We start from the raw sequence: 11,671 nt of genomic DNA on the forward strand, positions 1-11,671 counted from the left end.
AGACCCCGCAGGCGCAGCAGCACGCGCAGCCGCAGCCACAGCAGCAGACCCCGCCGCAGACCGCGCCGGCCCAACAGTCACAGTCACAGCCGCAGCCACAGCAGCAGACCGCGTCGGCCCAACAGGCGCAGCCGCAGCCACAGGCGCAGCGGCAAACCCCGCCGGCCCAACAGGCACAGCCGCAGCCACAGCAGCAGACCGCGCCGGCTCAGGAGCACGCGCAGCCAGAGCAGCAGGGTTGGCAGCAGGAGCCGCGGCAGCAGTCACAGGAGCAGGCGCAGGCGCAGCCACAGGCGCAGACCGCGCCGGCTCAGGAGCAGGCCCCGGCGCAGGCACACCAGTCCAGCGCCCCTGCCCAAAAGCAGACGGAACCGCAGGGCAACGTTCTCAACGCCCTGCGGGAGGAGTGGCCTGCGCTGCGGGCGGACATCGGCCAACGCAACAAGGTCGCTGAAATCATGCTCACCGAGGCGCGGATTCTGGGAATCCGGGAAGACACCGTAGTCCTAGGCCACACGACCGGCGCGTTAGCCCAGCGAATCAACGCAGATAGCAACAACAAAGACGTGGTGGCCGTATTATCAGAGCACCTAGGCCACCCAATCAAAGTGGAATGCGTGGTGGGCACCGACCCCCAAGCCGCCGGACTGCCCGCCGCACAAAGCCCACAGCGGGCTTGGAGCCCCAACCAGCCCGCACGCGAGGCCCAAGACGACAAGGAGTCGGAGAGTCCACGCAAAGCTGAAACACCCGCCACTGATTCCTGGGGCACCCCGCGGGCTATCGGCGGCGCTGCAGAGCCGGCCCCCGACGGTGAATCTGACTCCGGTGAGATTGAGGCGGTATCGGCGGCGAATGCGGAACAGAGCCCCCAACCAACCCACACCGGCGTGCCCACCCCGGGCGAGCGCAGCAGCGGGAACGCACCAGGAGACAAACCGGGCGGAGATTGGCGATCCCGGATCAAGTCAGTCGCAGAAGCAACGCCCCAGCCCACGGATTCTTTCAGCGACGGAGTCCCACTGCCGCCAGAGCCCGCCCACGAGTACCCACCGCCCCCCGAGGACAACCCCGCGCCACCACCGGCGGAGGACCCCCAAGCCGAAGAAGAGCGGATGATGATGGAGGCTTCGTTGGAAACAGGTGAAAGGGACCACCGGGATGGCTTGGAGGTAGCGGTTGACCTGGTGACCGAGCACCTCGGCGCGCGCCGGGCGTGATGACGGTACAATAACCTAAGAGAAGTTCACATATTCGAATTGGAGAAATTTATGACTACCCCAGATCCGCAACAGCAAGCCGTTGATATGAACGAGCTCATCGCTCAGGCGGCCCGCGTACAGGAAGAACTTGCCCGCGCCCAGGAAGAAATCCTCAAAGCCCACGTGGAAGGCTCCGCAGGCAACGGCTTGGTCAAGATTGTCATGACCGGCGGCGCTGAGCTGGTTGACCTGCAGATTGACAAGAGCGTGGTGGACCCAGAAGATATTGACACCCTGAAAGACCTCATCATGGGTGCCTACAAGGAAGCCCACGCAGCAGCCGGCCGCCTGGCCCAGGAAAAGATTGGCCCCCTGTCCCAGGGCATGGGTCAGTCCCAGCAAAATTATGACGGCCCGTCGTTCAACGACGTGTTCGGTGGCGGCCAGTAAGCTAGCCTTTAAACCGCGCTTGCCCGTGTCTAGCGGGGGCGCGGTTTTGCCATGTTTAAAGGAGTAGAAAATGTTTGAAGGCCCACTGCAGGATCTGATTGATGAGCTCTCCCGCCTGCCGGGGGTAGGTCCCAAGTCGGCGCAGCGTATAGCTTTTCACATCCTGCACATGGACCCGGAGGACGTCACGCGGCTGCAGGAAGCGTTGGGAGGGGTGCGTGACGGCGTGAGTTTTTGCCGCATCTGTTGCAACATCTCCCGTGAGGACGTGTGCCGTATTTGCATTAACTCCCAGCGTGATACCGCAACGGTGTGCGTGGTGGAAGAACCCAAAGACATCCAGGTCATTGAGCGCACGGGGGAGTACTCGGGCCGGTATCACGTGTTGGGTGGTGCCCTGGACCCGCTGGGCAACGTGGGTCCCAAGGATTTGAACATTTCCCAGCTGTTGCAGCGGATTGGCGGGGTGTTGGAGGACCGGGAGCTGGCGGACTCAACGCCGGAGCACCCACTTTTCGATGCCGCCCCGGATATCCGCGAAGTCATCTTGGCCATGGACCCCAACACGGAAGGTGAGGCCACGGCGGCGTACTTGGTACGTTTGCTCCGCGATTTCCCGGACTTGAAAATCACGCGGCTGGCCTCCGGAATGCCCTTGGGAGGGGACCTGGAGTTCGTGGATGAGCTAACTTTGTCCCGCGCGTTGTCGGGGCGTTTGACGGTTCAGGGCTAAAACCTGTGGATAACTCCCCGAAATAGCCGGTTTTGGGCCGCCGGTGGGCAGATTTTCAAAGTTATCCACAGGCTGGGCATGTGGCCCTGGCGCGAGTGGGCGGGGACCTTTAGTCTCACGAAGTATGAACCCATTACAACAACTTGCACAATCATTTAGGCAACCGGGGCTGGAGCTTTTTGCCGCCTGCGCCGGGAAGTCCCAGGGCCAGATTAAAGCCATGGGCATACCTGCTAAGAACGCTGGGGAAATTTTCCGGGCGGCACAAGCCTTTAACACGCCAACGCGTTCGCGCGACAGGCAGCGCCAAGCCATCCAGTCAGCCCGTGACAACGGGTTGACGTGGGTAGAGCTGGTAGAAATTGATAAATACGCCCGGAAACTCAAAGACGAGGCCAAGGCCTGGCGCCTGCGGCTGAAGCTATGCCGGGTCAGCGGAGGACTGGCCGCCATCAGGAAGGCGGCCCAGGGGTTGCTGAAAACCCTTAAACCCAAACCCAAGCCCGAGCCAGAGGTGAAGATGGAGCAACCCCAGGACGGGTTGTGGAAGCTCAGCGTCCGCGCGGATTCCTCCATGTTGGCCGCCATTGCCACCAAGCTGGCGAAAGCCAAAGACAAGGTAGCGGCCTTCGCCGAGATTCTAGAGCAAGGTGCCCCGCAGCCCACGCTTTATACCCACGTGGTCATCACTGCAGAAGACATCCAGGCCATTGAAGCGGACCAGGGTGAAGACGTGCTCCTGCGGATGACCGACGGCGCGGTAATCACCGGCGCGGAATTGGCGCGCAGGAAACTCGCGGAGATGGGGTTTGTGACAATAGTGAGCAACTTCGGCGGGCCGGTTAATACGTACCGGTTGCAGCGGAGTGCTTCGGGAAAGCAGCGGCTGGCCGCGTCCGTGGTGAACACCACCTGCGTGGTAGACACGTGCAACAAACCCGCCGAGCAGTGCGAAATGCACCACATGCAAGCCTGGTCAGAAGGCGGAGAAACCAACCTCAGTAACCTGGTTCCGCTGTGCCCGTTCCACAACGGGCGCAACGATGACAACCCGCACCGGCCCAACCATGGGCGCGTGGAACGCGTCAAGGGCAAAGCCCGCTGGGTGCCCGCCTGGAGCCAGGGGGTGGTGTTTTAAGCCAAGCGCTCTCTGCGCAATTGCGCGACTGCGGGAATGTTTAGCGGCTGGAGCTGTTTTAGGTCCACGCCCATAGCGCGTGCCAGGAGGTAATCCGCCAACTGCGGGTTGCGGGCCAGCGCCGGACCGTGCATGTAAGTGGCAACGATGGACCCTTGGACCGCGCCCTCAGCCAAGATTTGGGCCTCACCATCTTCGAGGTCCGCGGAAGCGTGGCGGTCAGCGTTGCCCACGCCTTTGCTCAGGCGGCCCAGCGGGTAGGCGTCCGCGCCCAGGATGGTGGCACCCATGTGGTTTTCAAACCCGGTTAGGGGTTCGTTGACGTCATCGAGTTGGGGTTCGGACACGACCTCCCCGATAGCGCGCTTTCCCAGCGTGCCGGTTTCCATGTCCAGCAGCCCCACGCCGGCAACGGTTTGGCCGCCGGCCCTAAAAGAGCTGCCCAAAACCTGGAGCCCGGCGCAGACCGCAAAGATGGGGCGCCCGGCATTAGCCGCGCGGGTCAGGCCGCCGTCGGCGATGAGGTGCTCTGCCGCCAAAATCTGCGCGGTGTCCTCACCGCCGCCCAGGGTGTAGACGTCCAGGTTCTCCGGGATGGCTTCCCCCAGCGTGAAACGGTGGATCTCCGCGTCTATGCCGCGCATGCGGGCGCGCTGACGGAGCACCAGGGCGTTGCCGTCATCACCGTAGGTTCCCAGGACGTCTGGGAGAATGAGTCCGATGTTAAGCATTGGCTGTCTCCTTGAGCAGTGCGCGGCGCAGGTCGCGGAACGCGGTGTAGTTGGCTAAGACCTCAATACGGCCCTCTGGGCACGCGGCAATGGCTTTGAGCGGGCTGGGGATAAGTTCGTGGGAGATGTCTGCGTAGACCAGGCGCACGGCCAGGTCCGTGCCACGCTCACCAGCGGCCTTGACCTCAACGCCTTCGAAATCCTCAAAGCGCACGTCCCACAACCAGGACATATCCACGCCGTCAGCTTCCTGGCCGTTGACAGCAATGACCAGGCCGTCAGCGCTGCGGTCAACCATGGATAGCGCTTCTTGCCAGCCGGCGGGGTTCTTGGCCAGCAGTAGGCGGATTTCCCGCCCATTCCAAGTGATAGTGGAGTACCTGCCGGCAACGTCATCTACTTTTTCCGTGGCGGCAATTGCTGCGTCCAAGGGCACGTCGAAAGCGGTTACGGCGGCGGCGATAGCCTGGGTGGCGTTACCGCGGTTAGCACGCCCCGGCAGCGTCAGATTTAACTCCGCGTCCCCGCCAGGGCTGCCGATGCCCCCTTCCGTGACCACCCAATCAGGCTCCGGGCGGCTAAACGTCCGGCCGTCGCCCATTGGCTTGATGTCGTACCAGTGCGACCCTTCGTGGATAATCTGGCCACTACTGCGCGGGGACGCAACGGAGTCGCCTAACCAGCCGGCTCCGGCGGATACCCACACCACGTTCTTGGCGTCGTAGGCAACCGAGGTCATCAGGACGTCGTCGCAGTTGGCAATGACCAACATGTCCGGGTGAGCCTCCACGCAGGCGCGCAGGGCGCGTTCAATCTTGTTGATTTCCCCCACGCGGTCAAGCTGGTCCCGCGAAAGGTTCAGAAGTACCAGCGCGGTGGGAGAAATCATGTCCGCCACGTGTGGCACGTGCAGCTCATCTACCTCCAGCACCACATGTGAGGCGTCCTTGCCTGCCAGCAACGCGGAAATGATCCCGGCGTCCATGTTGTCCCCACCCTCATTGGTGGCAACGGGGTAGCGCGTACGCAACGCGGCCGCCAACATGCGGGTGGTGGTGGACTTGCCGTTGGTGCCTGTCACCAGCACGGACGGCCGGCCACCGGCCAAAGATGCCATAATCTTGGGGTCAATAGCCCCAGCAACCAAGCCACCAATCATGCCACCAGCACCCCGGCCGGAAGCCCGGGACGCGGCAGTAGCCGCCTTGGCAGCCACAGTAGCTAGGGCGGAGCGCGCCTTAAGGATACTAAAACTCATGAACCTAAGTTTAGCCCCTGTGCACTAGTTGGTGTTGCCTTTGCCACGCCGCCGGCGGTTTCCGCCCCGGGACCCGCGCCGGCGCTTGCGGGCGTTCGGATCTCCACCAGGATCCCCAGCGCGCCGGGGCCGGCGTGGGTACGGCCACGCGCCCGGCGCTGGCACGGGCTTAGGTGCCTCCGGCAGCGGCGGCGCCACGTTGTCCAAAAGCTCTAGGAACCTCTCATCGCTGACCAGCGGAATGTCCTTGCGGTCCGCGTGCATGGCCTTGCCCTGCAAGTTCTCCCGGTCAGTCAGGTTGCACACAATCAACGAGGATTCCCGGGTCAGTTTCTCCACGTAGTTCAAGCCCGCGGCCATACCGGCGGCGATGAGTTCATCCGGTTCCATGGAAATTTCCGGAGCAATGACAAATTCCATGCCTTTGCGCAACGTGTCCTTGAACTTCCCCGGGTTGGAGTAAGTACGCGGCGCCTTAGCAGCGTCCACTCGCACGTTGGAACGCTGCAAACCAAAGCGGTCTCCGCGCAGGTTCTTCGGATCCAACGTACACACCACACCCGGGGTGTTGGATTGGTGGCGTTCCAGATCCACCAGCAGCTGCGTCTGCTCCCGGGACGTTTGCGCCTCTGGTAGTGCCGCGCGTTGGGAACTGGCGCGGTAGTCCGGGGTGTCAAGGCCGGTGGCTGCGGCAACGGCGGCCAGGCGGACATCGGCAAGCGAAATGTTGCGACGTCGCGCCGTGGCAAGCGTGTCAACAATAGCCACCGGCGCCGGGATGTGGCCCACCTTCTGCCGGCGGCGGCGCCCCCTCCCGCGGTTACGGGACCGGTTGGCGCGGGCGGCCGCCATCATGGCACGCCTGGCCTCAGAAACTAGGAAACCCCAAACATACGTGGCGTCATGGACTACCAACGTGCGGCCGTCAATCAGGCGGTCGAGGGGGTTTAAAATCCGGGAGAATTGCTGCCCTGCGGCCAATTCTTCCTCCGAAAGTCCGTGCTGGTGCCGCGGCCCCGGGTCGATGGGCGGATTAAGTACCGCATGGAATTCCTGGCCGGTTTCGCCCGCAGCGTTGTAGGTCAGGGCGTCGACTGTAACCAACCGTCCCGTGGACGGGTGGATGCCGGTGGACTGGATAGTAACGGCGATAAAGGGGAACTTTTCTACCTGCTCCAGACGTGCCAGCTCCTGGGGGGACAGTGGTTTGTCCTGCTTCTTATCAGAAGCATTAGTTGGCGAGGAAGTCATTGTTACTACCTTAGTTCACCGCCGGCCCTAGTTGTGCGCGGGCACCTCGAGGGTTGCTTCCAGAGTGCGTGCGCCGCCGTCACCGTCAGCCTTGGGGCGTGGTTCCTGGCTGGCTTCTGCTTTGGGGCTGGGTTCCTGGCTAGTTTCGGCGCGTTTGAGTAGTTCCTTCGAGTTCGACTCGACAAAATGCAGGTCCCAGATGCAGGAGGTTTCGAGGATCCAGATACACTGTCCATCCTCGGGGTACCCCGCCTCAAGAGTCACCGAGGGTGCGGTGGTGGGGACGTGGAACTCGATCGATGGTGCGGGGGTCACCGATGGTGCGGTGGTGGGGATGTGGAACTCCACCGATGGCGCGGGGGTCACCGATGGTGCGGTGGTGGGGATGTGGAACTCGATCGATGGTGCGGGGGTCACCGATGGTGCGGTGGTGGGGATGTGGAACTCCACCGATGGTGCGGGGGTTGCTACGGGTGCGGTGGTGGGGACGTGGAACTCCACCGATGGCGCGGGGGTTGCTACGGGTGCGGTGGTGGGGACGTGGAACTCCACCGATGGTGCTGGTACTGCCGTCGGTGCATAAGTGGGCACCGAGATTTCGCGCGTGGGCCATGGTTCGAGCGACTCTGTAACTCCAGGTACAACCGACGGTCCAGGGGTGGGAGCGCCGGCGGAAGGCGTCACCGAGGGCTTTGGATCCTTAGTGATAGTCACATCAGGAGATGTGTTATCGCCCTGATCCGGCTGCGAGGTTGGAGCGGGATCCTGAGTGGAAGGCTCTCCGGATTGTGGCTGCGTTGGCTTTGCCGTTGGTTCGGCTGGGTTTTCGGTGGCAGTAGGGGAATCTGCCGGGGTGTCGATTGGGGCGCCATCGCCAGGTTCGTCCGTAGGCTTGGGCGCCGAGGTGATGGTAATCGTGGTCTTCGATGGCTTAGGGGTGGGGCTTTCCATGGAGGCAGTCTCCACCCGCATGGGCGGCTTGGTTACCGCAGTCGTTGGCGTAGCTTCCGTGGACTCCTGGGGAATGGTGGAAACAGCGGGGGTGGTGGCCTCTGCAGGCTCGGTAGGTTCCAGCATAGGTTCAGCAGGCTCAGAGGTCTCGGATGCCGGGTTTTCAACGGTGGGTTCACCCGGAGCCGCCGATGCCGCCTGTGGCGCAACCGCGCGATTGCGCACGACACGGTTCTGGGCAGTGGCTCTGGTGGCAGCAGCCTGGTTAGTGGCTGCAGGGGTAGGTTCGGAAGAATCAGCTGAGCTATCAACGTCTGTATCGGCGGCTACGGATTCCGATTGCTCGGAATCTGCGGCGGGGCTGTCAGCGTCTTTGGGCGCAGCGGATTTCGCGTCGGGAGCGCCCGGGCTGGGCGCTTGGGAGGTTTCGGAGTTTGGTGCGGCGACCATGGGCGTGGGTTCGGATTCGTCGAAGAAGGCATTGTTGACGCCGTATCCTACGCCGCCTACGGCCAGCAAGGTGGCTGCGGTGGCGGCTACTGCTTGGATACCCACGCCGGCACTTGCTGCGACCCCGGCGGCTCCTGCGCCAGCAGCGCCTGCTCCGGCTCCCGCGCCTGCTCCGGTACCTGCTGCGCCTGCGCCCGTGCCGGCGGTCGAGGCACCCGAGCCCGCAGCCGCCCCGGTTCCGGTGGCTGCGGCTGCTCCGGTTCCGGCACTAGAGGCAGCTGCTCCGGCACCGGTTGCGGCTCCGGTTCCTGCGGCTGCTCCGGTTGCTGCTCCGGCACCGGTTGCTGCTCCGGTTGCGGCGCTGGAGGCGGCTGCTCCGGCACCGGAGGCGGCGGCGGTTCCAGCTGCAGCTCCGGTTGCGGCGGCGGTTCCAGCGGCCGCGCCGGTGGCTGCTGCTCCGGTTCCAGCTGCAGCTGCAGTCCCAGCCGCGCCTGCGGCGACCCCGCCGGTTCCGCTGAAGAACCCAGCCATAGGAATAGCCGCTTGTGCGCGAGCCGCGGCAGCGGTGGTAAGCACCATGCCCACGGTGGCCGCAGTGCCGGCCGCGACGGCGTAGGGGCGGTGGGCGTCAGCGGCGGCATCGGCGTAGATGGTCAGCGACGGCATGCCATTTTTGTAAGTGAAATATCCGCGCGCCACGGACAAGATACCGGACTGGTCATAGGAAATGATGGAGTCCGCCAGTTTGGCGGCGTCGTCGTGGCGGAGGCTTCCTACGAAGGTGTCGTCCACATAAGCGGAGACGGAGTGGTGGCCAAAGAAGCGCCGAGCGCGGAGCGTAACCAGGAAATGCTGGGATGTCGCGGGGTAGGAGGCCAACGAGGTGGGGATGGACTGAACCTTCATAGGCTCACTACCCTCTAAGATGGCCCAGCGCACCTCCGGGGGGTTGTTTGCGGGAACGCACATGCCCGGGGGAGGCAAGAGGATGGAAAAGGACGGGTAGCCATCCTCATCGAGTTCAACCTCTGCGGTAACCTCCGGGGAAAGACCGGCGTCAAGGACCCATTCGAGCTCAGTGTATTCCTTCATTCCCGGGTCGGTCACGGTACCAATGAAGGTTCCGTCGTGGAATACCGTGAAGCCCTGTTTTGCGGAATAACCCAAGGTCACGTTGAAGTTGTTGGATTCCTCCGGGAGCCCATCCAGTACGGATGAGAAGGTTTCCGGGTCGATTCCCTCGACGTTGAAGGCATGGGTGCTACCGAACCCTTGGTTTGGTACTACGTAGGTAGAGGTGTTCATGGTAGCGGTCCTTTGTTCGCGCAAAAATCTCGGTATGGATACAGTCTAGACGGAAAGTTGTATAGTTTCTAACCCAATGCCGAAGGAATCTTAATGTTTTTTAGGAGAGATTGGACACCCCCATGTATGTGCGATGGGTAGTTATAGCAGTAAGCGGGGGTGTAAGGGGTTTTGGTGCTTTGGAAATTCTCAGAAACAGCTTCCCTCCCGGCGGATGAGGCCGGGAAGAAAGGTGTCGTGAGGCTGGGCTTAGCCCCACACTCGTGGTGGGGAGCCGGCCCGGGCCCGAGGCGCTTGGTTGGGCGCGCGGGTTAGGCGAGCGCCCGGTTAACCGCAGAGGTAATCGCCCGCAGTGAGGCGATGGTTGTGGACCCGGCTATGCCAGCACCCCAGACCTTCGTGCCGTTGACGTCGGCGCCCATGTAGGTGGCGGCCTCGGCGTCGTCGCCGGCGGAGCGCGCCTGCTGGAAGTACTCAAGGACCTCGAAGTCAATTCCCAAGGACTCCAGCGCGTTGGCGTAGGCCGCGATGGGCCCGTTGCCGTGGCCTTGCACGGTGTGTTTCTCACCCTGGTAGCTCACCTCAGCCGTGATGTCCACGCCTTCGCCTTCAGGGGAAGGCTTCGCGGAGTGCAGCTCCAGCGGGGTGGTGCGGTCCAGGTATTCGGCGGCAAAGATGTCCCACATGTTCTTCGACTCGACCTCGCCGCCCTGGGCGTCGGTGACGGCCTGCACCACGGCGGAGAATTCACCCTGCATGGTGCGCGGCAAGTTGATGCCGTGATCGGTCTTCATGATGTAGGCCACCCCGCCCTTGCCGGACTGGGAGTTGACGCGGATGACGGCCTCGTAATCCCGGCCCACGTCCTTGGGGTCGATGGGCAGGTAAGGAACCTCCCACTTGATATCGCGCAGCTCTTCCCAGGAGACTTCGGTGTTGTTTGCACCGGGGCGCACCTGGTTGGCCAAGGCGTCCAAGCCCTTGTTGATGGCGTCCTGGTGGGAGCCGGAGAAGGCCGTGAAGACCAGGTCGCCGCCGTAGGGGTGGCGCTCCGGGACGCGCAGTTGGTTGACGTATTCCACCGTCTCACGCACCGCAGGCAGGTCGGAGAAATCAATTTGCGGGTCGATGCCCTGCGTGAGCAGGTTGAGCCCCAGCGTCACCAAGTCAACGTTGCCGGTGCGCTCACCGTTGCCAAACAGGCAGCCTTCGATCCGGTCCGCGCCGGCCAAGAAGCCCAGCTCCGCGGCCGCCACGCCCTCACCGCGGTCGTTGTGCGGGTGTAAGGAGAGGACCAGCGACTCGCGCCGGGCTAAGTTGCGGTGCATCCATTCCACGGAGTCGGCGTAGACGTTGGGCGTGGTCATTTCTACCGTGGACGGCAGGTTAACAATCATGGGGCGCTCCGGGGTGGGATCCATGATTTCGGTGACGGCGTCTACTACCTCTAATGCGAAGTCTAGTTCCGTGCCGGTGAAGGACTCCGGGGAGTATTCGTAGCGCCAGTTGGTGTCTGGGTGCTCGGCGGCGATTGATTTGATGAGGTGGGCGGCATCGACAGCTAATTGCTTGATGGCTGGGCGTTCCTTGCGGAAGACTACGCGGCGCTGCAATTTGGACGTGGAGTTGTAGAAGTGAATGATGACGTTTTTGGCACCCTGGCAGGCCTCAAACGTGCGGCGGATGAGGTGCTCGCGCGCCTGGACTAGGACCTGGATGGTCACGTCATCGGGAATCTTGTTGCCCTCGATGATGTCGCGCACAAAGTCAAAGTCAGTCTGGGAGGCGGACGGGAAGCCCACCTCGATTTCTTTGTAGCCCATCTTGACCAGCAGTTCGAACATGCGCAGCTTGCGCGCCGGGCTCATGGGGTCAATCAGGGCCTGGTTTCCGTCGCGCAGGTCCACCGCGCACCACTGCGGCGCGTGGGTGGCCTTCTTGTCCGGCCAGGTGCGGTCCGGGAGTTGGATGTCTTCGACTTCCTCGGCGAAAGACAGGTAGCGGTTGACGGGCATGGTGGAGGCGCGTTGTTTGTTCCAGGTGGGCTGGCCTTCGCGGGCGGGGCCGTTGGGGGTGGTGATTTCGCGGGGCGCGGAGATAAATGCGTCTTTGGGGGACATGGGGGTAAAAGCCTTTCGGTGGGGGAGTTGGCCGGCGCGACGAAGCTCCGCGACGGGGGCCGGCCGGTTGTTAGGCCTGAGT

The 11,671-nt window shown here is 63.1% G+C and carries 9 protein-coding genes; 4 read left to right on the forward strand and 5 right to left on the reverse strand.

Annotation, left to right across the window (positions count from 1 at the left end; translation table 11 throughout):
• From F4V58_RS12375 to F4V58_RS00535, 4 genes are all read left to right on the forward strand, one after another.
• The coding region (locus F4V58_RS12375; RefSeq protein WP_487246627.1) for a DNA polymerase III subunit gamma/tau domain-containing protein at positions 1-1,220 on the forward strand (1,220 nt) is incomplete at its 5' end.
• A gap of 51 nt (positions 1,221-1,271) precedes the next feature.
• On the forward strand, positions 1,272-1,652 hold the full coding sequence (locus tag F4V58_RS00525) for a YbaB/EbfC family nucleoid-associated protein (protein WP_075732445.1): 381 nt from the start codon (positions 1,272-1,274) through the stop codon (positions 1,650-1,652).
• 70 nt (positions 1,653-1,722) lie between these two features.
• A complete protein-coding gene (locus F4V58_RS00530) occupies positions 1,723-2,385 on the forward strand; it encodes a recombination mediator RecR (protein ID WP_075732447.1) in 663 nt (220 codons plus the stop codon).
• A gap of 124 nt (positions 2,386-2,509) precedes the next feature.
• Positions 2,510-3,523, forward strand: a complete 1,014-nt coding sequence (locus F4V58_RS00535) for an HNH endonuclease signature motif containing protein (RefSeq protein ID WP_075732449.1) — start codon at positions 2,510-2,512, stop codon at positions 3,521-3,523.
• On the opposite strand, the gene F4V58_RS00540 is transcribed toward F4V58_RS00535, so the two are convergent.
• From F4V58_RS00540 to leuA, 5 genes are all read right to left on the reverse strand, one after another.
• Complete coding sequence (locus F4V58_RS00540; protein WP_075732451.1) at positions 3,520-4,254, reverse strand: type 1 glutamine amidotransferase; 735 nt, start codon at positions 4,252-4,254, stop codon at positions 3,520-3,522. The two genes, F4V58_RS00535 and F4V58_RS00540, sit on opposite strands and share 4 nt — an antisense overlap.
• On the reverse strand, positions 4,247-5,512 hold the full coding sequence (locus tag F4V58_RS00545) for a Mur ligase family protein (RefSeq protein ID WP_075732453.1): 1,266 nt from the start codon (positions 5,510-5,512) through the stop codon (positions 4,247-4,249). The genes F4V58_RS00540 and F4V58_RS00545 overlap by 8 nt, the downstream gene beginning before the upstream one ends.
• A 24-nt stretch (positions 5,513-5,536) precedes the next feature.
• A complete protein-coding gene (locus F4V58_RS00550; protein ID WP_075732455.1) occupies positions 5,537-6,763 on the reverse strand; it encodes a hypothetical protein in 1,227 nt (408 codons plus the stop codon).
• A 27-nt stretch (positions 6,764-6,790) separates the two neighbouring features.
• Positions 6,791-9,469 (reverse strand): hypothetical protein, encoded by a 2,679-nt coding sequence (locus F4V58_RS00555; protein WP_075732457.1) that lies wholly within the window; start codon positions 9,467-9,469, stop codon positions 6,791-6,793.
• A gap of 311 nt (positions 9,470-9,780) precedes the next feature.
• Entirely contained in the window at positions 9,781-11,589 is a 1,809-nt protein-coding gene (leuA, locus tag F4V58_RS00560) for a 2-isopropylmalate synthase (protein ID WP_075732459.1), read from the reverse strand.
• Between the last annotated feature and the right edge of the window lie 82 nt (positions 11,590-11,671).

This window comes from Corynebacterium phocae, from assembly GCF_008693075.1.
In the GTDB taxonomy this organism is placed as follows: domain Bacteria; phylum Actinomycetota; class Actinomycetes; order Mycobacteriales; family Mycobacteriaceae; genus Corynebacterium; species Corynebacterium phocae.

Bases quoted from the DNA above. Each gene is read 5' to 3' on its own strand.
- F4V58_RS00525 (WP_075732445.1), top strand. From the start codon at position 1,272: ATGACTACCCCAGATCCGCAACAGCAAGCCGTTGATATGAACGAGCTC.
- F4V58_RS00530 (WP_075732447.1), top strand. From the start codon at position 1,723: ATGTTTGAAGGCCCACTGCAGGATCTGATTGATGAGCTCTCCCGCCTG.
- F4V58_RS00535 (WP_075732449.1), top strand. From the start codon at position 2,510: ATGAACCCATTACAACAACTTGCACAATCATTTAGGCAACCGGGGCTG.
- F4V58_RS00540 (WP_075732451.1), bottom strand. From the start codon at position 4,254: ATGCTTAACATCGGACTCATTCTCCCAGACGTCCTGGGAACCTACGGT.
- F4V58_RS00545 (WP_075732453.1), bottom strand. From the start codon at position 5,512: ATGAGTTTTAGTATCCTTAAGGCGCGCTCCGCCCTAGCTACTGTGGCT.
- F4V58_RS00550 (WP_075732455.1), bottom strand. From the start codon at position 6,763: ATGACTTCCTCGCCAACTAATGCTTCTGATAAGAAGCAGGACAAACCA.
- F4V58_RS00555 (WP_075732457.1), bottom strand. From the start codon at position 9,469: ATGAACACCTCTACCTACGTAGTACCAAACCAAGGGTTCGGTAGCACC.
- leuA (WP_075732459.1), bottom strand. From the start codon at position 11,589: ATGTCCCCCAAAGACGCATTTATCTCCGCGCCCCGCGAAATCACCACC.